Consider the following 22,691-nt stretch of genomic DNA (forward strand, 5'->3'; position numbering starts at 1 on the left):
AGGCTTAGTCGTCGGTGGTATGCACTTTGCGGTGCAGGATCGCCTGGAACTCGTCGGCGAAGGTGTAGTAGCGACCGATCAGCATCTCGCCGCGGGCGGAGAATCGGTTGTAGGCGATGACCGCCGGAATCGCCGCGAACAGGCCGATGGCCGTGGCGATCAGCGCCTCGGCGATGCCCGGGGCCACGGTGGCCAGGGTGGCCTGCTGCACCTGGGCCAGGCCGCGGAAGGAGTTCATGATGCCCCACACGGTACCGAACAGGCCGATGTAGGGACTGGTGGAGCCGACGGTGGCGAGGAACGGCAGGCTCTGCTCGAGCTTTTCTTCTTCCCGCGAGATGGCCACGCGCATGGCCCGCGACACGCCGTCCATCACCGCATCCGGGTCGACGCCCTGCTGCTGGCGCAGGCGGGAGAACTCCTTGAAGCCGGCGCGGAAGATCTGCTCCAGGCCCGAGTCCGGGTCCGGGTTGCTGCCAGCCTGGCGATACAGCTTGGACAGGTCGATACCGGACCAGAAGCGCTCCTCGAACATGTCCAGGGCGTTCTTGGCCGCGCGCAACAGGGTGCTGCGCTGGAAAATCATGACCCATGAAGTGACCGAGGCGCCCACCAGGGTGAGCATCACCAGTTGCACCACCAGGCTGGCGTTGCTGATCAGACTCCACATCGACATGTGGTCAACGGCGTTGGCTTCCACGCTTACTCTCCTGCTCTAGAGGGACCCGTACCGCCCGGCTCGGCGAAGGCCGCTCGCAGCGTCTCGGGAATGGCCCGGGGTTTCAAATTGTCGGCACGCACACAGGCCACCAAAAACTGCCCTTCGCAGAGCAGCACATCATCCGCCGCCCGCCTGACCTGCTGACGAAAACGCAGGCTGGCACGGTTCAACTCGATCACGTCGGCGCTCACCAGCAGTTCGTCGTCCAGGCGTGCCGGCGCGTGATAGCGCGCCTCGCTGGAATGCACGACGAACAACAGGCCCTCACCGGCCAGCGTCGACTGGGCAAAGCCCAGGTCGCGCAGCCGCTCGGTGCGGGCCCGTTCCATAAACTTGAGGTAATTGACGTAGTAGACGATGCCGCCGGCATCGGTGTCCTCGTAGTAGACACGACAACGATGGGCGAACGGCTGAACTCCGTTTTGCGCGCGCATACTCTAGTCCCAGCTCCTGTTCTTGCCAATCGGGGGCAGCAAGTATTTTTTCACGCGCCACCGTCTTCGAATAAGTCCGCCACCGGCGCCTCGCCCATGCGCTTCGGGGTATTCAGGCCGAAGTGCAGATAGGCGTGACGGGTCACCACCCGCCCCCGCGGGGTGCGCATCATGTAACCCTGCTGGATCAGGTAGGGCTCCAGCACGTCCTCGATGGTGTGACGCTCTTCGCTGATCGCCGCCGCCAGACTGTCGACGCCGACCGGCCCGCCGTCGAACTTCTCGATCATGGTCAGCAGCAAGCGGCGATCCTGGTGATCGAAACCGCGCTCGTCGACATCCAGCAGATTGAGCGCCAGGTCGGCGATCTGCCGGGTGATCTCGCCCTTGCCTCGCACCTCGGCGAAATCGCGCACGCGGCGCAACAGGCGGTTGGCGATGCGCGGCGTACCCCGAGCGCGCCGGGCGATCTCGAAGGCGCCCTGGGCCTCGATCGGCAGGCCGAGAATACCGGCGGAGCGAGCGACGATGGTCGCCAGGTCCTCGACGCTGTAGAACTCCAGGCGCTGGACGATGCCGAAGCGGTCGCGCAGCGGATTGGTCAGCATCCCGGCCCGGGTGGTGGCGCCGACCAGGGTGAAGGGCGGCAGGTCGAGCTTGATCGAGCGCGCCGCCGGCCCCTCGCCGATCATGATGTCGAGCTGGAAGTCCTCCATCGCCGGGTACAGCACTTCCTCGACGATGGGCGACAGACGATGGATTTCATCGACGAACAGCACGTCATTCGGTTCGAGATTGGTCAGCAGCGCCGCCAGATCACCGGGACGCTCCAGCACCGGGCCGGAGGTGCTCTTGATGGACACGCCCATCTCCTGGGCGATGATATTGGCCAGGGTGGTCTTGCCCAGGCCCGGCGGGCCGAAGATCAGGGTGTGATCGAGCGCTTCCGCACGGCCCTTGGCCGCCTGAATGAACAGCTCCATCTGCTCGCGCACGCTCGGCTGGCCGATGTACTCGGCCAGCTTTAGCGGGCGGATGGCGCGATCCACCTGCTCGTCGCGATCGCGCGGGCTGGCGGTAATCAGGCGGTCGGCTTCTATCATCTGCGGTTCTGTCTCGGAATTGGCTCGGAAATAGAGTGGGGATTCACAGCGGCCGCCGTGCCAGGCGCTGGACTGGCCACACTGGACGCAGGGCGGCGGCAAATCAAGTTGCGCCAGTGAGATGCCGACGAACCTCCGGGCCGCCCGGCACCCACTGGCACGCCGGCTAGATCATGCCCTTGAGCGCACGACGGATCATATCTTCACTGCTCAGCCCTTCTTCCTTGATGGCTGAAACCGCGCGACTGGCCTCCTGCGGCTTGTAGCCGAGGGAGATCAGCGCGCTGACCGCGTCATGCTCCGCGCTTGAGACTGCGCCGATGCCCTGAGGTTCAACCACCAGCGTGGCCATGCCCGGCACCGCCTCCCAGGCCTTGAAGCGCCCCTTGAGCTCCAGCAGCAGGCGCTCGGCGGTCTTCTTGCCGACGCCCGGGACCCTCACCAGGGCGGAAGTGTCCTGGGCCTGCACGCAACGCACCAGCTCGTCGACCTCCAGAGCGGACATCAGCGCCAACGCCAGCTTGGGCCCGACGCCGCTGAGACGAATCAGCTCGCGAAACAGCTCGCGCTCGCGCTTCTCGAAGAAGCCGTAGAGCAGATGGGCGTCCTCGCGCACCACCAGATGGCTATGCAGGGTCAGCGGCTCGCCCACCGAGGGCAGGCGGTACAGCGTGGTCATGGGCACCTCCAGCTCGTAGCCCAGGCCGTTCACGTCCACAATCACATGGGGCGGCTGCTTCTCCGCCAGGGTGCCGCGCACTCGTCCGATCACCACAATTTTCCTTGAGTCAGGTTACAAGCGAAGGCGGCCGCTGCGCCGCTTGGCGCCGGACAGGCCATGGGGAATCAGGCTCTGCCGGTGATGGGCATGGCAGAGGGCGATGGCCAGGGCATCCGAGGCGTCTATCTGCGGTTTCTGCACCAACTTGAGCAGGTGCATGACCATCATCTGCACCTGTTCCTTGTCCGCCCCACCGGTTCCGGCGATCGCCTGCTTGACCTGGGTGGCGGTGTATTCGGCCACCTCCAGCCCCGCCTCGACCCCGGCGAGGATCGCCGCACCCCGCGCCTGGCCGAGCTTCAGCGCAGAGTCGGCGTTGCGCGCCATGAACACCTGCTCGATGCCCATGGTGACCGGGCCATAGCGCTCGATCACCTCGCGCACGCCGCGAAACACCGCCTGCAGGCGCTCGGGCAAGGCGCCGTCGCCAGTACGGATGCAACCGGAGGCGACATATTCGCAGTTGCGCCCCGTGTCGCGCACCACGCCATAACCGGTGATGCGCGAGCCGGGGTCTATGCCGAGTATCAGTGTCATGCCCTGCCTTCCACGCCGCCTATCAGAGCCGGCCGCAATACTGTCTATTTATCCAGCCCGCGAGTATAGGGGCAGCACCGCGCACAGTCACCCGGCACCCCCCCATAAAAAAGCCGGAAGCGCCTGGGCAACCCTCACCCGACAACTTCCGGCCGCCCGATCCGGTGCGCTCAGCCAAGCTGCTCCATGATCTCGTCGGAAATCTCGGCGTTGTGATAGACGTTCTGCACGTCGTCGAGGTCTTCCAGCATGTCGATCAGCTTGATCACCTTCTGTGCGGTCTCCAGATCCTCGATAGGCGCGGCGATCGAGGGGATCATGGCGATCTCGGACTCGTCGCCCTTGAATCCGGCCTCGGCCAGGGCCTCGTTGACCGCATGGAAATCGCTGAAGGGGGTGTAGACCTCGACCGAACCGTCCTCGCCACTGACCACGTCGTCGGCACCCGCCTCCAGGGCGGCCTCCATCAGAGCCTCTTCGTCCACGCCCGGGGCGTAGCTGATATGCCCCTTGCGCTCGAACATATAGGCCACCGAGCCGTCGGTGCCGAGGTTGCCGCCGCACTTGCTGAAGGCATGTCGCACTTCGGCGGCGGTGCGGTTGCGGTTGTCGGTCATGGCCTCGACGATGATGGCCACGCCGCTCGGCGCATAGCCCTCGTAGCTCAGCTCGATCATGTTGTCGGCTTCGTTGGTGCCGGCACCGCGGGCGATGGCCCGGTCGATGACGTCGCGGGTCATGTTCGCGGTCAGTGCCTTGTCCACCGCCAGGCGCAGACGCGGATTGTCCGCCGGCACCCCACCGCTCTTGGCCGCCACGGTCAGCTCACGAATGATCTTGGTGAAGATCTTGCCGCGCTTGGCGTCCTGACGCCCCTTGCGGTGCTTGATGTTGGCCCATTTGGAATGACCAGCCATAACTCACTCCATCTTGCTTCGATTCAGAATGGTAACGCCCAAAACCAAGGAGCCTGGCATCACCAGGCTCCTGTCGGCAGGGCTTACTCGGCCTTGGGCTGCTCGCGCAGGCGGATATGCAGCTCGCGCAGGGCCTTGGTGTCGACCTCGCCCGGTGCCTGGGTCATGACGCAGGCGGCGCTCTGGGTCTTCGGGAAGGCGATAACCTCGCGGATCGACTGGGCGCCGGTCATCAGCATCACCAGGCGATCGAGACCGAAGGCCAGGCCACCATGGGGCGGCGCACCGAACTTCAGGGCGTCGAGGAGGAAGCCGAACTTCTCCTGCTGCTCGTCTTCGCCGATGCCGAGCACACGGAACACCGCCTGCTGCATGGCCTTGTCATGGATACGGATGGAGCCGCCGCCCAGCTCGGTGCCGTTGAGCACCATGTCGTAGGCGCGCGACAGCGCGGTCGCCGGACCGGCCTCCAGCTCGGCCGCGCTGCAGCTCGGCGAGGTGAAGGGATGGTGCAGCGAAGTCAGGCTGCCGTCGTCGTTTTCCTCGAACATCGGGAAGTCGACTACCCACAGCGGCGCCCACTCGCAGGTCAGCAGGTTGAGGTCGTGGCCCAGCTTGATGCGCAGCGCGCCCAGGGCCTCGCTGACGATCTTGGCTTTGTCGGCGCCGAAGAACACGATGTCGCCATCGACCGCGCCGACGCGATCGAGGATCACCTCGAGATTCTCCGCCGGGATGTTCTTGACGATCGGCGACTGCAGGCCCTCGACGCCCTTGGCGCGCTCGTTGACCTTGATATAGGCCAGGCCCTTGGCACCGTAGATGCCGACGAACTTGGTGTAGTCGTCGATCTGCTTGCGCGGCATGCTCGCCCCGCCCGGCACCCGCAGCGCGGCGACGCGACAGGCCGGGTCGTTGGCCGGGCCACTGAAGACCTTGAACTCGACCTGCTGCAGCTGGTCGGCCACATCCACCAGTTCCAGCGGGATGCGCAGGTCCGGCTTGTCCGAGCCGTAGCGGCGCATGGCCTCGGCGAAGCTCATGTGCGGGAACTCGCCGAACTCCACATCCAGCACTTCCTTGAACAGCTGGCGGATCATCTTCTCGGTGATGCCCATGATGTCAGCTTCATCGAGGAAGCTGGTCTCGATGTCGATCTGGGTGAACTCCGGCTGGCGGTCGGCGCGCAGGTCTTCGTCGCGGAAGCACTTGGCGATCTGGTAGTAGCGGTCGAAGCCGGCCACCATCAACAGCTGCTTGAACAGCTGCGGCGACTGCGGCAGGGCGAAGAAGCTGCCGGCATGGGTGCGACTGGGCACCAGGTAGTCGCGCGCACCTTCCGGGGTGGCGCGGGTCAGAATCGGCGTTTCCACGTCGAGGAAGCCGTTCTCGTCCAGGTAGCGGCGGATGCTGGTGGTGATGCGCGAGCGCAGCTTGAGCTTCTCGGCCATCTCCGGGCGACGCAGGTCGATGAAGCGGTAGCGCAGGCGGGTCTCCTCGCCGACATCGGAGTATTCGTTGAGCGGGAACGGCGGGGTCTCCGCCTCGTTCAGCACTTCCAGCTGGTAACCCAGCACCTCGATGGCGCCGGACGCCATGTTCGGGTTGACCGCGCCGGCGGGGCGCAGACGCACCCTGCCGGTGAGCTTGACCACGTATTCGCTGCGCACCTTGTCGGCCGTGGCGAAAGTCTCGGCACGGTCCGGGTCGAACACCACCTGGGCCAGACCTTCACGGTCGCGAATATCGAGGAAGATCACCCCGCCATGGTCACGACGGCGGTGCACCCAACCGCAAAGGGTGATTTCCTGGCCGTCCAGGCTCTCGTTCAGTTGGCCGCAATAATGGCTGCGCATCATGGTGGTAGTCGCTTCTCTTGAGTCTTGAATTCGTCGGACCGCAACGCTTGCGGCATGCTTAACCGGCTTCGCGGCAGGCCGCGCCGGCGGAAAAACGCAGCATGCTCTGCGTATCCACCACCCGGCGGGCCAGCAATCGACCATCGGCGCCCCTGCCCGGGGGCCATCAGCCGGAATACCGCGGCAAAGCGCGAGATTATATATGGTTAGGCCGCCACGTGCAGCCGCCTCCCCGCGCGACCGCACCAAGCCTTTCTATACTCAGTGCCAGTCCCGCCGGAGATCGCATATGGCCACCCCCCGCACCGCCGAACTGAGCCCCGACCAGCTGGAGGATTTCCGCCAGGAAGCCACCGAGCAGTTCCAGCGCAGCGAACAACTGCTGATCGAACTGGAACATGCGCCGGACGATGACGAGCGCCTGCGCAACCTGTTCCGTCAGGTGCATACCCTCAAGGGCAACCTCGGCATCGTCGGCCTCGGCGCGCTGATACCGCTACCCCAGGCACTCGAGGATGTGCTCGACCGCCTGCGCCAGAAACAACTGGACTTCGACAGCCTGCTCGGCGACATCCTGCTGCTCAGCCTGGACCACCTGAAGGAGCTGCTCGAGCAGGCCCATGGCGGCCCCGCCGCACGCCTGAGCCACGAACAGGTCGACGCCCTCGGCCAGGCGTTGAGCGCCCTGGCCGCCGCGCCACGGGAGCGCCAGACAAGCGTGCGCCGCGCCCTGCTCGAACAACTCGACCCCAGCACCAGCCTGCCCGCCCCCGCCACGACCGACGACCTGCCGGCCGCCGAGCTGGCGAAGCGCCACGGCCTGGCACTCGATGCCGACCTGCTGTTCTTTCTGGAACTGATGCAGGCCAGCGAACGCCGCTCCCATTACTGGCAGGGGCGCGGCATGCGCCTGCTGGACCTGGCCTTGACCATCAACCGCCTCGGCGGCAACCCCGAAACACCGACCCAGCTGGCGGCCGCCGTATGCCTGCACGATCTGGGCATGGCCTTTCTGCCCCTAGCCATCCTGCACAAGAAGTCACGCCTCACGGACGAAGAGCGCCGACAAATGCAATCGCACACGAGCGTCGCCCACGAGATGCTCAAGCCCATGCCCGACTGGATGAGCGCGGCGCAAATCACCCTGCAACACCACGAACACGCGGATGGCAGCGGCTACCCCAAGGGCCTCAAGGAAGGTGAAATCCGTCCAGGGGCGCTTATCCTCAACATCGTCGACACCTTCGATGCGCGCACCCATGAGCGCGCCCATCAGACCCTGAGCAAACGCCCGCTGCTACGCGCCATCCTGGAAATCAACGGACTGGCCGGCAGCCAGTTCAGCGCCCACTGGGTCGACATCTTCAACCGCACCCTGCAGCAAGAACCCGAACTGGGCCACCGCTAACCCGCCGCCCAATGCTGTCGCTCTATCACGGCCATTGATACACCCCCGATCGTGCAGCGCGCCCCCCGTGCTAGGCTGTGGCTCTTTTCTGGGCGAGCCCGCCCGACGCCAATCGAGAGGAGCAATGGCATGGAAATCAACATCGGAATAGCCGAGCAAGACCGCGCCGCGATTGCCGAAGGCTTGTCGCGCCTGCTCGCCGATACCTACACCCTGTACCTGAAAACCCACAATTTCCACTGGAACGTCACCGGCCCGATGTTCAACACCCTGCACCTGATGTTCGAAGGGCAATACACCGAACTGGCACTGGCCGTCGACCAGATCGCCGAACGCATCCGCGCCCTGGGCTTCCCGGCACCCGGCACCTACGCCGCCTACGCGCGCCTGTCCTCGATCAAGGAAGAACAGGGCGTGCCGAGCGCACCGGACATGATCAAGCAACTGGTGCAAGGTCAGGAGGCGGTCGTACGCACCGCCCGCGGCATCTTCCCGCTACTCGACAAGGTCAGCGACGAACCCACCGCCGACCTGCTGACCCAGCGCATGCAGGTGCACGAGAAGACCGCCTGGATGCTGCGCAGCCTGCTCGACGCCTAGAATCATCCCCGACCACAAGCAACCGCCCGCTCTAAGCGGGCGCCTTTTGCTAGGCGCACGGCAGGCGCTTGTTCTATGCTTTGGCGATTCGCAACTGGCCACAGTGACGTGCATGAACCAGCCAACCAGAGCCCCCAGCATTATCGAGATGTTTCCGGAGGATACGCGCGAATCTGCCGCCCTGCTGAAACAGGCCGTGCCGTTGATGATGCGCCACGACATCCCGCCCAACCCCATGCACTACGCACTCTGGTACACCTACAGCAAGGGCACGGAACCCGAGCTCACTCGCCGACTGGACAAGATCACCAAGGACTTCGACAGCTTCCCAACTGAGACCGCCGCCAAGCTCTTTCGCGACTACATCATCCGCGGCGAGCTCGAAGAGGCCCGCGCCGGCCAGCAGCAGATCATCGAACTGGTCGACGACATCGAAAGCGATGTCTCGCTCAGCGTCCAGGGCGGCCGCAATTACCAGATCAGCCTGGAGCAGGGCCTCGCGGCGCTCCAGGAACCCTTTGTCGACGACCTGCCCAACGTGCTCAACGACCTGCAACAGAGCACCCAGCAGATGCACGATCAACAGGAAAAATTCCTCTACCGCCTGCGCGCCGCCCAGGACGAGATTCAGCACCTGCGCAGCCAGCTCGAGCGCGCCCACCTGGCCGCCACCCTGGACAGCCTGACCCAGGTATTCAACCGGCATGCCTTTACCCGCCTGTTGGAACAGGCCCTGAACAAGGGCCATCCGGGCCTGGCGCTGGTCATGCTCGACATCGACCACTTCAAGCAGTTCAACGACCAGTACGGCCACCCGCTGGGCGACCGGGTCCTGCAGCACGTCGGCCAACTCCTGCGCGACCTGTTACCGCCACGCGCCATGGCGGCACGCTATGGCGGCGAAGAGTTCTGCATCATCCTGCGCGAGTGCCACGACCTCGCCAGCGCGCACGCCTTCGCCGAACAGCTGCGCATCAAGATCCAATCGTTGCGCATCAAGGCCAGACGCACCGACCAGATCCTCGACAGCATCACCGCCTCCTTCGGCTTCGCTCTCGCCGAGGCTGGAGACACCGTGGAGAGCCTGCTCACCCGGGCTGATGACGCGCTCTACCAGGCCAAGCGCAATGGCCGCAACCAGGCTCGCCCCAGCCCCACGAAGGCCGAGCTCAGCGCCTGATTTGAGTGCCTCCCCCCCTTTGCGGTTAAATACGCCCTGTGCGCCGACCCGAAGCCTCGGAGCGACGCATAGGCCGACCCTGCACGCATCTTCAACGCCCCTCCTACCACGGCCAAGCGTGCAGCGCCGGCTCTTCCTCGCGCATCCTTTATAGTGAGTTCATCGAGCATGTTGAAAATCGTCCACCTCCTGACGGGCGTCGCCGCCCTGCTGCTGTCCCTGACCCCCACCCTAGACAGCGCTTCGCTGCCGTTCCTGCAACACCCAGACGCGCTCTGCCTCGCCCTGTATGGCCTGCTCAATCTGCTCCTGGCGCCACAGCTACCCATCTGGCACGCAGGCCTGCGTCACCAGCTGCAGAATCTGGTCTCCGCCATACTGATCCTCGCCACCCTGCTGCAGGCGCTGATCCTGCTTGCCCCCCTGGCACTGATCGCCAACCAGCCAGCCACCCTGTTCAGCCTGCTCGGCGCACTGCTCGCAGTAGGCTTGCACCTGGGCACCAACCTGCGCCTGCAGCATCGCGACACCAGTTCGCCAGAAAGTTCGGGCGACCGGGAAACCGGCACGGTCAAGTGGTTCAACACCTCCAAGGGCTTCGGCTTCATCTCCCGCGATTCGGGCGACGATATCTTCGTGCACTTTCGCGCCATCCGCGGCGAAGGCCATCGGGTACTGGTCGAAGGCCAGCGCGTCGAGTTCTCCGTCATGCAACGCGACAAAGGCCTGCAGGCAGAGGACGTGATAGCCGCCCCACCCACCCGCCGCTGATTCGACAAGCAATAAAAAGCCCGCAGAAAGCGGGCTTTTTATTCATCAGCCATCAGTAATGGGGGGGCGCCCCGCCATCTTCGGCAATGTCGAACTGCCCATTGATCTCCTCCTGACGCCTGGCCAAGGCCTCGAGCTGCAACTGCACGCGCTCGAGCAAGCGCTGCTGTGCAACCACCTCATCATTGAGTGCCTGAATAGTGTCATCCTGGAATGCCAGCCGGCTTTCCAGCTCGGTAACGCGCTCCTCTAGACTCATCGCTCATTCCTCGAAACGGAAGTCGTCGGTCAACACCAAGCGTAACTTAGCCTTGATCGCCGCCACCTCGTCCCCGCTATACGGCTGCGCCGCGTGCCTGCCCCATACAGGCGCGGGCCAGGCCGCATCGCTGCGGCGGCGCACGATAACGTGCATGTGCAGCTGACTGACCAAGTTACCCAGGGTCGCGACATTCATCTTGTCGGCGGCAAAAGTATCCTTGAGGGTCTCGGCCAGCAGCGTGGTTTCTTGCCAGAGCATCCGCTGATCCTCGGCATCCAGCTGAAACAGCTCGCTCACCTCCTCGCGACGCGGCACCAGAATGAACCACGGGTAATGCGCATCGTTCATCAACAACAGGCGGCACAGGGGGAAATCCCCCAGAGGCAACGCATCCTGCTGCAACCGCGAATCCAAGACGAACATACCACCTCTCCCATTTGACCTATCAATAACAACAGCTTAGCGCTACCGCCGGCGGCCAGGCACGGCCGGAGAAAGCCCGCCAGGATACGCTGGAAACGCAGCGGACTCATCCCGCCCTCGAGGACACCACACCCCAGCCACAGGGCACACCCGCTGTTTCTTCCCGTAATGAAAGTTGCGCCCACGTTACCGCCCCATGCCACCCGGGCCTGACATAACAGCACTCCCTCCACACCCGCGGATGACCGCAAAACACTACCCACACAGACGAAATAGCCCCAAAACCTCAGTTACAGGGCGACAATGGCGCCAATTCACAACATATCGACAACTGCAGCAAGACAAAATCATCAGAGCCCCAGGCACGACATGCACTTTGAGCACGACTCTTGCTATACGCTACGCCATTGCCCGGAATGCCCCACGGCAGACCTGCAAGACCCCGGTTTTCACAACCGGACACCGAAGAATACGTCGACGCTAAGGAGCGCAAGCGAAAATCTACAGAATTGCGACATGCATCATGGGCATTTGCGACACCCCCGTGATGAAAGCGCAACGAATAGATTGCAACTATCGCCAACTTTGACCGCGTGCTATAAGTTAGCGCCGACACAAAAAGAAAGAGCCGCCCATACAACAACTTACATGGGCAGCGCAACTCTTCTAAACCAAAGGAGCAGTCACGATGCAAGTGATGAAGTGGAGCGTAATCGCCCTGGCAGTCGCCGCGGGCACCACCCAAATGGCTTTCGCCTCTAGCCAGTCCGAATCCAAGGGTTTCGTTGAAGACAGCAGCTTCAACATCTTCAACCGTATTCTTTACCAGAACCGCGACTTCCGTAACGGCGCCGCCAACACCGCCGGCACTGGCGACAACGGCTACCGCGAAGAGACCGGCCTGGGCATCCGCCTGCTGTTCGAATCCGGCTTCACCCAAGGCACCGTCGGCGTAGGCTTCGACGCCCACAGCCTGAGCAGCATCAAGCTGGACAGCGGCAAGGGCCGCTTCGGCACCGGTCAGTTCGACAAGACTGGCGACGGCAGCGCCGATGACACCCAGAGCGAAGTAGGCGGCGCCATCAAGTTCCGCATTTCCGACACCGTTCTGAAGCACGGCAACCAGTTCGTTGGCAGCCCGGTATTCTCCACCGACGACAGCCGCATCCTGCCGGAAGTCGCCACCGGCACCCTGCTGACCAGCAACGAAATCGAAGGCCTGGAGCTGACCGCCGGCCGCTTCACCGCCCTGAGCAGCCAGACCAGCACCGACCGCGACACCTTTGGCCTCAACGAAGCCAACATCGTGGGTGCCAGCTACAGCTTCACCGACAACTTCAGCGGTGCCATCCACGCGTCCGACGTGGAAGACCACTTCAAGAAGAAGTACATCAACCTGAACTACAACCTGCCTCTGGCAGCCGAGCAGGCCCTGAACTTCGACTTCAACGCCTACAAGACCAACGACCAAGGTCGTAAGCTGTCCGGCGACATCGACAACAAGATCTGGAGCTTGGCTGCTGCCTACTCCATGGGCGCGCACAAGTTCACCCTGGCCCACCAGCGCTCCTCCGGCGACAGCGCCTATGCCTACGGCATCGACGGCAACGGCACCATCTGGCTGTCCAACTCGGTTCAGTTCTCCGACTTCGACCGTCAGGACGAGCGTTCCTGGCAGGCTCGCTACGACCTGAACATGGCCTCCTACGGCGTACCGGGCCTGAGCTTCATGACCCGCTACATCACCGGTGACAACATCGAAACCGGCATCGCCGGTGCCGGCGAAGGCAAAGAGCACGAGTGGGACATCGAAGCCAAGTACGTGATCCAGGAAGGCGCCGCCAAGGACCTTTCCTTCCGCGTGCGTAACGCCGTCTGGCGCGCCAACGGTGCCCAGAATGCACACTACAGCTCCGACGTGAACGACTTCCGTCTGATCGTCGAGTACCCGCTGAGCGTGCTGTAAGACCGAGCTAGTTCGCTAGCAAGGCATTAAGAAAAGCCCGGCTTCTGCCGGGCTTTTTCTTTTCTGCCTCCCCCGAGCAACCTAGGCTAGCGGCAGCGCATAGGTCCCGGTGACATGAGCCACCAACTCATCCTCACTGCCGGCCGAGTAGAGCGACACCTCGCACACCGCCTGACGCCGGCTCAAGCGCAGAATGCGCGCCTCGGCCAGCAGGTCCACCGGCCTGGGCTTGACCAGGAAGTTGATGTTCAGGTTCGCGGTCACCGCCATCTCCACCCGCCCCAGGCGCCCCAGCACCACCGCGTACATGGCCGCGTCGCCCAGGGCCATGATGGTCGGGCCGGAAATCGTGCCGCCCGGGCGCACCAGCCGGCCGTGAAACGGTACCCGCGCCAGCACCCCCGAGTCGTCCAGCCGGTCGATGCACAACCCCATATCCTCGGCCATCGGCAACCCCGCCCGGATCAGCGCCTGAACCTCTTGCGCCGTCATCGCCATAATCACCTCCCCAGTTCCCCGCTCATGCCGGCATCCTGTACGCCACAGTACAGGCACCGTACAATGCCGACCTATCAAACGCCCTTGCAACCGACATAACGGCCAATCATGCGTACCAGTCAGTTCCTGCTCTCGACCCTCAAAGAAACCCCTTCCGACGCCGTGGTGATCAGCCACCAGCTGATGCTGCGCGCCGGGATGATCCGCAAACTCGCTTCGGGTCTCTACACCTGGCTGCCGATGGGCCTGCGTGTGCTGCGCAAGGTGGAGAAGGTGGTGCGCGAGGAAATGAACGCCGCCGGCGCGCTCGAAGTGCTGATGCCGGGCATTCAGCCAGCCGAACTGTGGCAGGAGTCCGGCCGCTGGGAACAGTACGGCCCCGAACTGCTGCGCATGCAGGACCGTCACGGCCGCGACTTCTGCGCCGGCCCGACCCATGAGGAAGTGATCACCGACCTGGCGCGCAACGAGCTGAACAGCTACAAGCAGCTGCCGATCAACCTGTACCAGATCCAGACCAAGTTCCGCGACGAGATCCGTCCGCGCTTCGGCCTGATGCGCGGACGCGAGTTCATCATGAAGGACGCCTACTCCTTCCATGCGGACCAGGCCTCGCTGCAGGAAACCTACGACCGCATGCACCAGGCGTACTGCAACGTGTTCAGCCGCCTGGGTCTGAACTTCCGCCCCGTGCAGGCCGACACCGGCTCGATCGGCGGCACCGGCTCCCACGAGTTTCACGTCCTGGCCGAGTCCGGCGAGGACGACATCGCCTTCAGCGACAGCTCCGACTACGCCGCCAACATCGAGAAGGCGGAAGCCGTACCGCGGGAAACCGAACGCGGGGCCGCGACCGAAGAATTGCGCCTGGTCGACACCCCCAACACCAAGACCATCAATGACCTGGTGGAAGGCTACGACCTGCCCATCGAGAAGACCATCAAGACCCTGGTGGTGCAGGGTGCCGAGCCCGGCACCCTGATCGCCCTGATCATCCGCGGCGATCACGAGCTGAACGAGATCAAGGCCGCCAATCTCGAGCAGGTCGCCAGCCCCCTGACCATGGCCTCCGAAGCCGAGCTGCGCGCCGCCATCGGTGCCGGCGCCGGCTCGCTGGGGCCGCTGAACCTGCCGCTGCCCTGCATAGTCGATCGCTCGGTCGCCCTGATGAGCGACTTCGCCATCGGCGCCAATATCGACGACAAGCACTACTTCGGCGTCAACTGGGAGCGCGACCTGCCACTGCCGGCGGTGGCCGACCTGCGCAACGTGGTGGCCGGCGACCCCAGCCCCGACGGCAGGGGCACCCTGGTGATCAAGCGCGGCATCGAGGTCGGACACATCTTCCAGCTCGGCACCAAGTACAGCGAAGCGCTGAACTGCCAGGTACTGGGCGAGAGCGGCAAGCCGGTCACCCTGACCATGGGTTGCTACGGCATCGGCGTGTCGCGGGTGGTGGCGGCCGCCATCGAGCAGAACAACGACGAGCGCGGCATCCTCTGGAACGACGCCCTGGCGCCCTTCCACATCGCCCTGGTACCGCTGCGCTACGAAACCGAGGCGGTACGCGAGGCCACCGACAAGCTGTATGCCGAACTCAGCGCCGCCGGCTACGAGGTGCTGCTCGATGACCGGGACAAGAAGACCAGCCCGGGCATCAAGTTCGCCGACATGGAGCTGATCGGCATCCCGCACCGCATCGTGGTCAGCGATCGCGGCCTGGCCGACGGCAATCTGGAATACAAGAGCCGCCAGGAAACCGAGGCGCAGGCCGTGCCCGTCGGCGACATCCTGTCCTTTATCCAGGCACGCATCAGCCGCTGATTTCAGCCCTTACCAAGAGCCATCATGTTCAAGCGAAGCTCCCTCCGCCTCGTCGGCGCCGCACTCTGCGGCGCTGTCTTTATCAGTGGCTGCGCCAACCAGTTGCCGCAGCGCAGCGAACATGAAGAGCGCATCGAGCGCAAACTGCTGGCCCACAGCCTGCAGATCGATGTCGGCGAGCCTGGCGTGCTCGAACTGCCGCAACGTCGCGTGCGGATACAGGAACAGAAGACCTTCGAGGTCACCGCCTTCGAGGTCACCCGCCGCTACGACCGCTACACGCCCTACCAGCCGTGGCGCGAGCTCTATGAAGTGCCGCTCGGTGCGATGGCCCTGGTCGCCGGTATCGGCGCCAATGTGCTCAACGTCGTGATGCTCGGCCGCCTGCCCGACAGCGCCACCAAGGACTGGATCAGCTACGGCTTCGCCGGCCTCAACCCGGCGATGAACGTCGAGTCCAACGGCCGCTCACAGCAGAACCTCGCCAGCCTCGAGGAACAGCGCCAGGACGCGCGCCTGGAATACTCGAGCCTGCCCTGGGCCGAGCGCCCGGTATTGGTCAGGGCCGCGGAGCAGAGCCATGAGCTGCTGACCGACCGCAACGGCGTCCTGCGCCTCAATCTGCTCGACAGCCCGTTCGCCGAGCAGGACGCCAGCCGGATCGGCACCCTGCAGCTGCAAGTCGAAGACCCACAGGATGCCGCCCGGGCGGACGCGACCCTGCTGGTCAGCCGCACCCTGCGCGGCAAGCTGCAGGAAGCGCATGGTTTGATCTACGACGACCTGGAAGACGACGACGTGTCGCAATGGGTGCACCGGGTCAAGCGCCTGTCGGAGCTGGGCCTGGAAGAAGAAGCCAGCGAACTGGAGCAGAGTCTGATCGAACTGAGCCGCAACGACCCGGAGTTGCAGGAGAGCTTCCTGCAAGCCCTGACGCGAGATGCCGGACGCCTGGTCGCCGACCCCGGCGCCGACTGAAGCGGACATGGCCCTGCGCCTGAGCCTGCTGCTGTTGCTGGCATGGCTGTGCTCGTCCAGCCATGCCGCCCTGCGCCAGGCCCCGGAACCCGAGCTGCGCGAACTGCTGCAGCGCACCGTCGCCGAAGCCGACAGCTTTCAGGATCGCTTCGACGCCGAAGTCTGGCTGATGGACATGTCCACCCGCCTGCGGCGCTACATCCCCGCGGCCAGCGAACGCCTCGCCCTGCTCCGTCTGGTCCACCGCGAGGCCAGCAGGGCCGGACTGCGCCCCGACCTGGTGCTGGCCCTGATCCACGCGGAAAGCCACTTCGACCGCTTCGCCCTCTCCGCCGCCGGCGCCCAGGGCATGATGCAGGTCATGCCGTTCTGGAAAGGCGAACTCGGCCGGCCGCAGGACAACCTCACCGACAACGCCACCAACCTGAGGTATGGCTGCACCATCCTCAGCTTCTATCTGCGCAAGGAAAACGGCAATCTCAGTCGCGCCCTGGCACGCTACAACGGCAGCCTCGGCCAGCAGCGCTATCCCGCCAAGGTGATCGGATTCTGGCACGACTTCTGGTACGTCAAACCCTGAGCATCATCGACGCCTCGGCAGGCGCGAAACCCGGCGCTCAACGTCGCAAGACAAACCCGGCGATGCCCTGCAGGGGCTGTTCCTGCAAGTCGACGGCAGTCACCTGGGCACCGCTCGGCCCATGCTCCAGCCAGGCGGTCAGGGCCCGCACCGCAGGCTCATCGCCCTCGGCCAGCACTTCGACCCGACCATCCTCTAGATTACGCACCCAGCCCTGCAGGCCCAGGCGTTCGGCCTGCTCGACGGTACTCTGGCGGAACCACACGCCCTGCACCCGGCCGCTGACGTAGCCGTGCACACATATCTGCGCCATAGCCCTACTCTCCTCCACGCAACCTATCCAGGTGAGCCGCCAGCCCGGCGGCGGTCTGCTCCCCCAGCAAGCGCTCGCGCAGCCGGCCACGGTCATCGACGAGGTAGGTGACTGGCAAGACCTCGCTGCGGGGCAACTGGTAGCGTGCGGCCGGATCCTGCTGCAACACCGTGAACTCGATACTTAGCGCCTGCGCAGCCGAACTGAGTTCCGCGCCCTGCAGGCCATCGAAGTTCACCCCCACCACCCTCACCGACCGATCGTGCAACTGTCTGGCCAGGGCGTTCAGCTCGGGAATCTCGCTGCGGCACGGCGCACACCATTCCGCCCAGTAATTAATCACCAACCACTGGCCTTCCAGCTGCTCAGCCGCTACCTTTCGTCCATGCTGGTCGACACCGATGTCTTCAGCGCAGCTTGCCAGGATCAGGCAAGCACAGAGCCCCACAACAGTTCGCATGACAGCCTGGAGTCGCATTCCCATGCCTTCGATCCTCGTCCGCTCAGGGTTGATATGACGCTCGATGCCTTGCGCCTGGAGGTGCCGGACATCCTCGACAACGCCACCGCCTCGTTAGCCGACCTCAACGAGCAGCTGGCGCAGGCCCGCCTGCAACCCCACGAGACGGGGCTGCAACTGGTACTCGGCCTGCTGTTCAGGCTCAACCGCAGTGCCATGACCTTACTCGAAAGGCAACGCGCGCTGCAAAGCTTCAGCGACCAGTTCCGCCACTTTGCCGGTATCTACGGTGCCGACACCCAGCCGCCAGCACTCTTCGCGCACCTGTGCAGCGAGCTGGCCGGCGGCTTCAAGCGCCTGCTGCTCCAGATACTGCAAGGCCACCAGCCTTCCCGCCCGCACCTGGCCTGGTGCCTGTACATGGCCCAGCACTTCCATGCCCAGAGCCTGTTGCGCCACTACCAGCGCTACCATGAGCCGCCCCCCCATCTGTGGCGCGATAGCCACCTGCTGTACTGGATAGGCGAACACCAGGAGTGCCTGGACGAACCGGTCGCGGTGACCTTCACCCCACAGCCGGCCAACACCCTGCGCGGCCTCTATCAGCAGATGCTGTTACTGGCCCTGAGCAATCCCTTCCATCTTGCCGAAGGCGAGTGTTTCCGGCTCTTCGGCGCCCTGGCCCGCCTGGCTGGCTTGCCGCGCCTGCTGCCCTGGGACGAAGAGGATGCCGCCGGCCCGACAGTCGACCTCACCGAGTCACAGGCTTGCCTCGGCTACGACCAGGCGCCCGATGGTGACATCGCCTATCGGCGCCACTTCGAACTGGGCGCCCTGCTGGTCGCCCTGCATGAACCGGCCCCCCTGCAGAGCGCCGAGGAAAGACGGCTGCTGGAACAGGTTCAGCACCACTGGCTCGGCCGCCAGCAACGCCGTCATCCCCGCGCCGAACAGATCGTCCCGTGCAACCTGGTCGTCGGCCTGACGGCCATCCACGCCCAGCTCCTGGAACATCGTCCAGCACTCGCCCCGGTCCAGATGCTCGATGCCAGCCCCGGTGGCGCACGCCTGCTGTGCAACCCGGACCTCGCCGTGCAGCTGTCCGTCGGCCAACTGGCGCTGCTGCTGACCGGCAGCACTCCGACCCTGGGACTGGTGCGCTGGCGCCACATCAACGAGGAGGGCCTGCACCTGGGCTTGCGCTACCTCAAGGGCCTGCCGCGCCCGGCCTGGCTACGCCGTGCGCCAAGCGCACAAACCCACCCGGGCGTACTGCAGAGCACCCCGGCGCCAGGCAATGGCTGGCACCACGGCCTGTGGCTGCCCAGCGATCAGTTCGACGAAGGGGAGAACCTCTGGCTGCAGCTGCCCGGCGCGAACAACCAAAGGGGCCTGCTGCTGCCGGCCGCCAACCTCAGCACCCTGGCCGTCACGCGCCACCCGCTGCAGGTGGTGTGAGGCGCGAGAAACTGCGAGAGCGATCACGCCCTGCGGCGGCCAAGCGCACAGAATCGCCGCGCCACCCTGCCTATACTTCCGGGCCTCAGCTTGATTCACCCGCCATCAGCCTGGAAGACAGCGACCATGACCCAAGCCCACGACAAGTTGATCGGCCAGGTGCCGGCACGCATCGTCGAAGTTGCCCGCTTACAGGTCACCCCCTACGAAGGGCGTGTCGCCGAGTACAATGTCGCCACCTGGCTGCAACTGCCAGGACTGGCCAACCTGCCCGTCTCCCTGCTGATCGGTTACCGCGATGGCGACAAACGCCGCGAAGTCGCTGTGGACCACGGCAAGGTCAATGCACACGGCAAGATCCTGCTCTCCGGCATCGCCCGCCTGGCGGTCAGGCACAGGATAGACGACATGCAGGTGCGGCTGCGCTCGGCAGTGCCGGCACAAAGCCTGGTGGTCGAGGAACTGTTCGTCCAGGCGGTCGAGCTCGCGCGCAACGACCACGGCCAGGCGCTGGCGAGCAGCCAGGCCTAAGCGGACTCCAGCCCGCGCCCTCCGGCGCCCTCGAGCGCCTGCAGCGGTTCGGCCGGCGCGGCGCGCTCCTGCGATTGTCGCAGCGACTCCGGCCAGCGTGCGAAGCGCAACCCGGTAATCCGATTCAGGCGCTCCAGCGCCTCCTCAGGCGCGCGCCGGGAGAGATGGATCACCTTGCCTTTGGTCGTCATTGCTCGTCTTTCCTCTCAGACAATCCCCGACCGCCTGGCAGCACGATCGCAGCATGGCGGTAACAATGCCAGAAGCATGCCACCCCACGACCCTATGGATTCGGGCGCTCTCGAGCGCGAATCACACCATCGCCACGCCGCAAACTGACGTTTTGCGTCACTCCCGTGGCGTATGCAGCCAATCCGCCAGGCTTTCGCCGAATAGCGTGGCCTGCTCCTCATGCAGCCGCTCCAGCGCACTGCGCAACGCCGGATACCAGGGCTCATCCAGTTGCGCCGGCAGTTGGCCGAGTCGCGGCAATGGCCAGGGGCTGTGACTCAGCAAGTGCTGCAGACTGTAGTGCGCCAGGTCACGACTCAACACCCAGCCCCCTGCGCCGGTCGGTGCGACCAGCTGCTGGCTCTCGAGAAACGCTAGCACCTCCTCCCACTCGTGTTCAGGCAGGGGCCAGCCCTGGCGCTGCAGATCGCGGTGGTAGACCTTCGCCCCGGACTGCTGGCACTCGTGGAATACCCGCAGAATCGCCAGCACCACCAGCAAGCGCGGCACGGCTCGCCGTCGCCATTGCTGGGTATTGCCCAGGTTGCACACCAACTCGGCGCCCAGCAGCACGAGTAACCAGGACAGGTAGATCCACAGGAGGAACAGCGGCACCGTGGCGAAGGCGCCATAGATCAGCTGATAGCCGGGAAACAGCCGCACATACAGGCCGAACAGGGCCTTGGCCAGCTCGAACAGCACCGCGGTGAACAGCCCTCCCATCAGGGCATGGCGCAGCGGCACCCGGGCATTGGGCACCGAGGCATAGAGCAGGGTGAAGGCCGCCACGCTGAAGACCAGGGGCATCAGGCTTAGCAGGGTCTGCGCGCCGAGCAGCGCATCGGGCCCGGAGATCAACGACAACGAGGCGATATAGGTGCTGATGGCAAAGCCGGCCCCTAGGAGGATGGGTCCCAGACTGAGGATCGCCCAATACAGCAGGAAGCTCGATACCCCGCGACGCGCCTGGCGCACCCGCCAGATGGTGTTGAAGGCCTTCTCTATGGTCACCAGCATCCAGAACGCGGTGACCGCCAGCACCACGACACCGACCCAGGTCAACTGCCGCGCCTGGGCAGTGAAGTCGCGCAGGTAGCCCTGCACGGTCTCGCCGGCCGAAGGTACGAAATTGCGGAAGATGAAGCTCTGGATCTGCTCGCCCGTCCCCTGGAAGGCCGGTATGGCGGAGAGCATGGAGAAGGTGACGGTCATCATCGGCACCACGGCGAACAGCGTGGTGTAGGTCAGGGCCGCGGCGTTGTTGGCGCCGCGATCGGCGAAAAAACGCTGCAGGAGGAAGCGCCAGAACTCCAGCCAATCGGTGAAACGCTGCCCCATGCCCTCTCCTTAGCTAAGCTGACCCGCCCAGCCCAGTGTCGTACTGTTCTGACTCGCGCCCCTACGCGGTTAGAATAGCCGCCACTCGACTCGAGATGCGAACTCCTATGACCGACCTGACCCTGTACCACAACCCACGCTGCTCGAAATCCCGCGGCGCCCTGCAACTGCTTGAGGAGCGCGGCCTGAATCCGAGCATCGTGCGCTACCTGGAAACCCCGCCCAGCGCCGCGCAGCTGCAGGCGCTGCTGGACAAGCTGGGCATCGGCGCCCGCCAGCTGCTGCGCAGCGGCGAAGAGGAATACCGCAGCCTCAATCTGGGCTCGCCCGACCTGAGCGAGGCGCAGCTGATCGAGGCCATGGTCAAGCACCCCAAGCTGATCGAACGGCCGATTCTGATCGCCGGCGACAGGGCGGTGATCGGCCGCCCGCCGGAGAAGGTGCTGGAGCTGCTCCCTTGAACCCGCCCTACATTCTGGTGCTCTACTACAGCCGCCATGGCGCCACGGCGGAAATGGCCCGGCAGATTGCCCGCGGCGTCGAGATGAGCGGCCTGGAGGCACGCCTGCGCACCGTCGCCCCGGTGTCCACCGAATGCGAAGCCGTCGCGCCGGATATCCCCGACGAAGGCGCGCTCTATGTCAGCCTCGACGACCTGAAGCACTGCGCCGGCCTGGCCCTGGGCAGCCCGACGCGCTTCGGCAACATGGCCGCACCACTGAAATACTTCCTCGACGGCACCAGCAGCCTGTGGCTCAGTGGCGGCCTGGTCGGCAGACCGGCCGGCGTCTTCACCTCCACCGCCAGCCTGCACGGCGGCCAGGAAACCACCCTGCTGTCGATGCTGCTGCCGCTCATGCACCACGGCATGCTGATCACCGGCCTGCCCTACAGCGAGTCCGCCCTGCTGGAGACCCGCGGCGGCGGCACGCCCTATGGCCCGAGCCACCATGCCGGCGCCGACGGCAAGCGGGCCCTCGACGAACATGAGATCGCCTTGTGCCGCGCCCTCGGCCAACGCCTCGGACGGATCGCGCAGAAACTGGAGGGCACCCGTGGCTAGAACCGCAAAACCCCTGCCCGCCCTGGCCTGGCTGAAGCCGCGCCTGGCGATCAGCCGCGCCATCAGCCTGCTCAGTTTCCTCGCCCTGACCCTGCTGTTGCTGGTGTGGAACCTGGCGTTCGCCGAGCTGCCGGACAAGCTGCTGTGGGTGATCCTGGCCTTTCAGCTGACGCCGCTGCTACTGCTGGCCCCGGGCCTGATCCTCGGCCATGCCCGCACCCACGCCTGGACCTGCTTCGTGGTCAACCTGTACTTCATCCAGGGCGTGCTGGCCGCCTTCGACCCATCCAAGGCGCTGTTCGGCTGGCTGGAAACCCTGCTGAGCCTCAGCCTGTTCTGCGCGGCCTTGATGTATACCCGCTGGTGCTTCCAGTACAACCGCAAGCTGGCCGGGGAAAGCTGACCAGTGCGATCGCCCGCCACCCCGACCGGGCCTGCAACACCGCCGGCGCCTC

Annotated in this window: 26 protein-coding genes and 2 pseudogenes; 14 read left to right on the forward strand and 14 right to left on the reverse strand. The window is 64.8% G+C overall.

Going from position 1 to position 22,691, the window contains the following annotated elements:
- Positions 1-4: 4 nt before the first annotated feature.
- The 7 genes and pseudogenes from tolQ to aspS all read right to left on the reverse strand — a co-directional run bounded on the left by tolQ (position 5) and on the right by aspS (position 6,352).
- Positions 5-700, reverse strand: a complete 696-nt coding sequence (tolQ, locus tag I0D00_RS15380; RefSeq protein ID WP_213640707.1) for a protein TolQ — start codon at positions 698-700, stop codon at positions 5-7.
- A pseudogene (ybgC, locus tag I0D00_RS15385) lies at positions 681-1,155 on the reverse strand (tol-pal system-associated acyl-CoA thioesterase). Before ybgC ends, tolQ begins: the two are co-directional and overlap by 20 nt.
- 50 nt (positions 1,156-1,205) lie before the next feature.
- A complete protein-coding gene (gene ruvB, locus I0D00_RS15390) occupies positions 1,206-2,258 on the reverse strand; it encodes a Holliday junction branch migration DNA helicase RuvB (RefSeq protein ID WP_213640709.1) in 1,053 nt (350 codons plus the stop codon).
- Between the two features lie 166 nt (positions 2,259-2,424).
- On the reverse strand, positions 2,425-3,030 hold the full coding sequence (ruvA, locus tag I0D00_RS15395; protein ID WP_213640710.1) for a Holliday junction branch migration protein RuvA: 606 nt from the start codon (positions 3,028-3,030) through the stop codon (positions 2,425-2,427).
- 21 nt (positions 3,031-3,051) lie between these two features.
- Complete coding sequence (gene ruvC, locus I0D00_RS15400) at positions 3,052-3,576, reverse strand: crossover junction endodeoxyribonuclease RuvC (protein ID WP_213640711.1); 525 nt, start codon at positions 3,574-3,576, stop codon at positions 3,052-3,054.
- Between the two features lie 170 nt (positions 3,577-3,746).
- Entirely contained in the window at positions 3,747-4,493 is a 747-nt protein-coding gene (locus I0D00_RS15405; RefSeq protein ID WP_213640712.1) for a YebC/PmpR family DNA-binding transcriptional regulator, read from the reverse strand.
- A gap of 83 nt (positions 4,494-4,576) precedes the next feature.
- Positions 4,577-6,352 (reverse strand): aspartate--tRNA ligase, encoded by a 1,776-nt coding sequence (aspS, locus tag I0D00_RS15410; RefSeq protein ID WP_213640713.1) that lies wholly within the window; start codon positions 6,350-6,352, stop codon positions 4,577-4,579.
- Between the two features lie 289 nt (positions 6,353-6,641).
- Here aspS and I0D00_RS15415 point away from each other — a divergent pair, with 289 nt between their 5' ends.
- The 5 genes and pseudogenes from I0D00_RS15415 to I0D00_RS21580 all read left to right on the forward strand — a co-directional run bounded on the left by I0D00_RS15415 (position 6,642) and on the right by I0D00_RS21580 (position 10,311).
- Positions 6,642-7,760 carry an HD domain-containing phosphohydrolase gene (locus I0D00_RS15415; protein ID WP_213640714.1) on the forward strand — a complete coding sequence of 373 codons (1,119 nt, stop codon included), beginning with the start codon at positions 6,642-6,644 and terminating at the stop codon, positions 7,758-7,760.
- 129 nt (positions 7,761-7,889) lie between these two features.
- The gene (locus I0D00_RS15420; RefSeq protein WP_213640715.1) at positions 7,890-8,360 is read left to right on the forward strand and encodes a Dps family protein; all 471 of its coding nucleotides are present in this window, start codon (positions 7,890-7,892) and stop codon (positions 8,358-8,360) included.
- Between the two features lie 112 nt (positions 8,361-8,472).
- On the forward strand, positions 8,473-9,540 hold the full coding sequence (locus tag I0D00_RS15425) for a GGDEF domain-containing protein (RefSeq protein WP_213640716.1): 1,068 nt from the start codon (positions 8,473-8,475) through the stop codon (positions 9,538-9,540).
- A gap of 168 nt (positions 9,541-9,708) precedes the next feature.
- Positions 9,709-9,981: pseudogene (locus I0D00_RS21720) on the forward strand (cold shock domain-containing protein membrane protein); the annotation flags it as partial.
- Between the two features lie 72 nt (positions 9,982-10,053).
- Positions 10,054-10,311 carry a cold-shock protein gene (locus I0D00_RS21580; RefSeq protein WP_246533330.1) on the forward strand — a complete coding sequence of 86 codons (258 nt, stop codon included), beginning with the start codon at positions 10,054-10,056 and terminating at the stop codon, positions 10,309-10,311.
- Between the two features lie 52 nt (positions 10,312-10,363).
- On the opposite strand, the gene I0D00_RS15435 is transcribed toward I0D00_RS21580, so the two are convergent.
- Both I0D00_RS15435 and I0D00_RS15440 read right to left on the reverse strand, forming a co-directional pair.
- On the reverse strand, positions 10,364-10,570 hold the full coding sequence (locus I0D00_RS15435) for a SlyX family protein (protein WP_213640718.1): 207 nt from the start codon (positions 10,568-10,570) through the stop codon (positions 10,364-10,366).
- A 3-nt stretch (positions 10,571-10,573) separates the two neighbouring features.
- On the reverse strand, positions 10,574-10,996 hold the full coding sequence (locus I0D00_RS15440; RefSeq protein WP_213640719.1) for an HIT family protein: 423 nt from the start codon (positions 10,994-10,996) through the stop codon (positions 10,574-10,576).
- 688 nt (positions 10,997-11,684) lie between these two features.
- On the opposite strand from I0D00_RS15440, the gene I0D00_RS15445 reads away from it, so the two are divergent.
- Positions 11,685-12,962 (forward strand): OprD family porin, encoded by a 1,278-nt coding sequence (locus I0D00_RS15445; protein ID WP_213640720.1) that lies wholly within the window; start codon positions 11,685-11,687, stop codon positions 12,960-12,962.
- An 81-nt stretch (positions 12,963-13,043) separates the two neighbouring features.
- Here I0D00_RS15445 and I0D00_RS15450 read toward each other — a convergent pair whose 3' ends face one another.
- Positions 13,044-13,454 carry a PaaI family thioesterase gene (locus I0D00_RS15450; RefSeq protein ID WP_246533292.1) on the reverse strand — a complete coding sequence of 137 codons (411 nt, stop codon included), beginning with the start codon at positions 13,452-13,454 and terminating at the stop codon, positions 13,044-13,046.
- Positions 13,455-13,568: 114 nt separating this feature from the next.
- Between I0D00_RS15450 and I0D00_RS15455 the strand changes: the two genes are divergently transcribed.
- Genes I0D00_RS15455 through I0D00_RS15465 form a run of 3 tightly spaced genes read left to right on the forward strand, consistent with a single transcriptional unit; the run spans position 13,569 to position 16,842 of the window.
- Positions 13,569-15,284 (forward strand): proline--tRNA ligase, encoded by a 1,716-nt coding sequence (locus I0D00_RS15455; RefSeq protein WP_213640721.1) that lies wholly within the window; start codon positions 13,569-13,571, stop codon positions 15,282-15,284.
- Positions 15,285-15,308: 24 nt separating this feature from the next.
- Positions 15,309-16,262 carry a hypothetical protein gene (locus I0D00_RS15460; protein WP_213640722.1) on the forward strand — a complete coding sequence of 318 codons (954 nt, stop codon included), beginning with the start codon at positions 15,309-15,311 and terminating at the stop codon, positions 16,260-16,262.
- 7 nt (positions 16,263-16,269) lie between these two features.
- Complete coding sequence (locus tag I0D00_RS15465; protein WP_213640723.1) at positions 16,270-16,842, forward strand: transglycosylase SLT domain-containing protein; 573 nt, start codon at positions 16,270-16,272, stop codon at positions 16,840-16,842.
- A gap of 37 nt (positions 16,843-16,879) precedes the next feature.
- Here the strand turns inward: I0D00_RS15465 and I0D00_RS15470 are convergent, their stop codons facing one another.
- Both I0D00_RS15470 and I0D00_RS15475 read right to left on the reverse strand, forming a co-directional pair.
- Positions 16,880-17,155 carry an acylphosphatase gene (locus I0D00_RS15470; RefSeq protein WP_213640724.1) on the reverse strand — a complete coding sequence of 92 codons (276 nt, stop codon included), beginning with the start codon at positions 17,153-17,155 and terminating at the stop codon, positions 16,880-16,882.
- A 4-nt stretch (positions 17,156-17,159) separates the two neighbouring features.
- Positions 17,160-17,639 carry a TlpA disulfide reductase family protein gene (locus I0D00_RS15475; protein ID WP_213640725.1) on the reverse strand — a complete coding sequence of 160 codons (480 nt, stop codon included), beginning with the start codon at positions 17,637-17,639 and terminating at the stop codon, positions 17,160-17,162.
- Between the two features lie 30 nt (positions 17,640-17,669).
- On the opposite strand from I0D00_RS15475, the gene I0D00_RS15480 reads away from it, so the two are divergent.
- Together I0D00_RS15480 and I0D00_RS15485 are read left to right on the forward strand one after the other, a co-directional pair.
- Complete coding sequence (locus I0D00_RS15480; RefSeq protein WP_213640726.1) at positions 17,670-19,073, forward strand: PilZ domain-containing protein; 1,404 nt, start codon at positions 17,670-17,672, stop codon at positions 19,071-19,073.
- Between the two features lie 126 nt (positions 19,074-19,199).
- Complete coding sequence (locus I0D00_RS15485; protein ID WP_213640727.1) at positions 19,200-19,604, forward strand: hypothetical protein; 405 nt, start codon at positions 19,200-19,202, stop codon at positions 19,602-19,604.
- Here I0D00_RS15485 and I0D00_RS15490 read toward each other — a convergent pair.
- Both I0D00_RS15490 and I0D00_RS15495 read right to left on the reverse strand, forming a co-directional pair.
- Positions 19,601-19,795 (reverse strand): hypothetical protein, encoded by a 195-nt coding sequence (locus I0D00_RS15490; RefSeq protein ID WP_213640728.1) that lies wholly within the window; start codon positions 19,793-19,795, stop codon positions 19,601-19,603. The genes I0D00_RS15485 and I0D00_RS15490 overlap by 4 nt on opposite strands.
- Positions 19,796-19,952: 157 nt before the next feature.
- A complete protein-coding gene (locus tag I0D00_RS15495; protein WP_213640729.1) occupies positions 19,953-21,173 on the reverse strand; it encodes a virulence factor BrkB family protein in 1,221 nt (406 codons plus the stop codon).
- A gap of 107 nt (positions 21,174-21,280) precedes the next feature.
- Here I0D00_RS15495 and arsC point away from each other — a divergent pair, with 107 nt between their 5' ends.
- The 3 genes from arsC to I0D00_RS15510 are packed head-to-tail and all read left to right on the forward strand — an operon-like array spanning position 21,281 to position 22,639.
- Positions 21,281-21,634 (forward strand): arsenate reductase (glutaredoxin), encoded by a 354-nt coding sequence (gene arsC, locus I0D00_RS15500; protein WP_213640730.1) that lies wholly within the window; start codon positions 21,281-21,283, stop codon positions 21,632-21,634.
- Positions 21,631-22,236 carry an NAD(P)H:quinone oxidoreductase gene (gene wrbA / locus I0D00_RS15505; RefSeq protein WP_213640731.1) on the forward strand — a complete coding sequence of 202 codons (606 nt, stop codon included), beginning with the start codon at positions 21,631-21,633 and terminating at the stop codon, positions 22,234-22,236. Before arsC ends, wrbA begins: the two co-directional genes overlap by 4 nt.
- The gene (locus tag I0D00_RS15510; RefSeq protein ID WP_213640732.1) at positions 22,229-22,639 is read left to right on the forward strand and encodes a DUF2069 domain-containing protein; all 411 of its coding nucleotides are present in this window, start codon (positions 22,229-22,231) and stop codon (positions 22,637-22,639) included. The genes wrbA and I0D00_RS15510 overlap by 8 nt, the downstream gene beginning before the upstream one ends.
- The last annotated feature ends 52 nt before the right edge of the window (positions 22,640-22,691 follow it).

Origin of the sequence: Pseudomonas lalucatii (genome assembly GCF_018398425.1) — a bacterium.
GTDB classification, from domain to species: domain Bacteria; phylum Pseudomonadota; class Gammaproteobacteria; order Pseudomonadales; family Pseudomonadaceae; genus Aquipseudomonas; species Aquipseudomonas lalucatii.

Coding starts and splice junctions, on each gene's coding strand:
- ruvB (WP_213640709.1), bottom strand. CDS start 2,258: ATGATAGAAGCCGACCGCCTGATTACCGCCAGCCCGCGCGATCGCGAC.
- ruvC (WP_213640711.1), bottom strand. CDS start 3,576: ATGACACTGATACTCGGCATAGACCCCGGCTCGCGCATCACCGGTTAT.
- I0D00_RS15405 (WP_213640712.1), bottom strand. CDS start 4,493: ATGGCTGGTCATTCCAAATGGGCCAACATCAAGCACCGCAAGGGGCGT.
- aspS (WP_213640713.1), bottom strand. CDS start 6,352: ATGATGCGCAGCCATTATTGCGGCCAACTGAACGAGAGCCTGGACGGC.
- I0D00_RS15415 (WP_213640714.1), top strand. CDS start 6,642: ATGGCCACCCCCCGCACCGCCGAACTGAGCCCCGACCAGCTGGAGGAT.
- I0D00_RS15420 (WP_213640715.1), top strand. CDS start 7,890: ATGGAAATCAACATCGGAATAGCCGAGCAAGACCGCGCCGCGATTGCC.
- I0D00_RS15425 (WP_213640716.1), top strand. CDS start 8,473: ATGAACCAGCCAACCAGAGCCCCCAGCATTATCGAGATGTTTCCGGAG.
- I0D00_RS15435 (WP_213640718.1), bottom strand. CDS start 10,570: ATGAGTCTAGAGGAGCGCGTTACCGAGCTGGAAAGCCGGCTGGCATTC.
- I0D00_RS15440 (WP_213640719.1), bottom strand. CDS start 10,996: ATGTTCGTCTTGGATTCGCGGTTGCAGCAGGATGCGTTGCCTCTGGGG.
- I0D00_RS15445 (WP_213640720.1), top strand. CDS start 11,685: ATGCAAGTGATGAAGTGGAGCGTAATCGCCCTGGCAGTCGCCGCGGGC.
- I0D00_RS15450 (WP_246533292.1), bottom strand. CDS start 13,454: ATGACGGCGCAAGAGGTTCAGGCGCTGATCCGGGCGGGGTTGCCGATG.
- I0D00_RS15455 (WP_213640721.1), top strand. CDS start 13,569: ATGCGTACCAGTCAGTTCCTGCTCTCGACCCTCAAAGAAACCCCTTCC.
- I0D00_RS15460 (WP_213640722.1), top strand. CDS start 15,309: ATGTTCAAGCGAAGCTCCCTCCGCCTCGTCGGCGCCGCACTCTGCGGC.
- I0D00_RS15465 (WP_213640723.1), top strand. CDS start 16,270: ATGGCCCTGCGCCTGAGCCTGCTGCTGTTGCTGGCATGGCTGTGCTCG.
- I0D00_RS15470 (WP_213640724.1), bottom strand. CDS start 17,155: ATGGCGCAGATATGTGTGCACGGCTACGTCAGCGGCCGGGTGCAGGGC.
- I0D00_RS15475 (WP_213640725.1), bottom strand. CDS start 17,639: ATGGGAATGCGACTCCAGGCTGTCATGCGAACTGTTGTGGGGCTCTGT.
- I0D00_RS15480 (WP_213640726.1), top strand. CDS start 17,670: ATGACGCTCGATGCCTTGCGCCTGGAGGTGCCGGACATCCTCGACAAC.
- I0D00_RS15485 (WP_213640727.1), top strand. CDS start 19,200: ATGACCCAAGCCCACGACAAGTTGATCGGCCAGGTGCCGGCACGCATC.
- I0D00_RS15490 (WP_213640728.1), bottom strand. CDS start 19,795: ATGACGACCAAAGGCAAGGTGATCCATCTCTCCCGGCGCGCGCCTGAG.
- I0D00_RS15495 (WP_213640729.1), bottom strand. CDS start 21,173: ATGGGGCAGCGTTTCACCGATTGGCTGGAGTTCTGGCGCTTCCTCCTG.
- arsC (WP_213640730.1), top strand. CDS start 21,281: ATGACCGACCTGACCCTGTACCACAACCCACGCTGCTCGAAATCCCGC.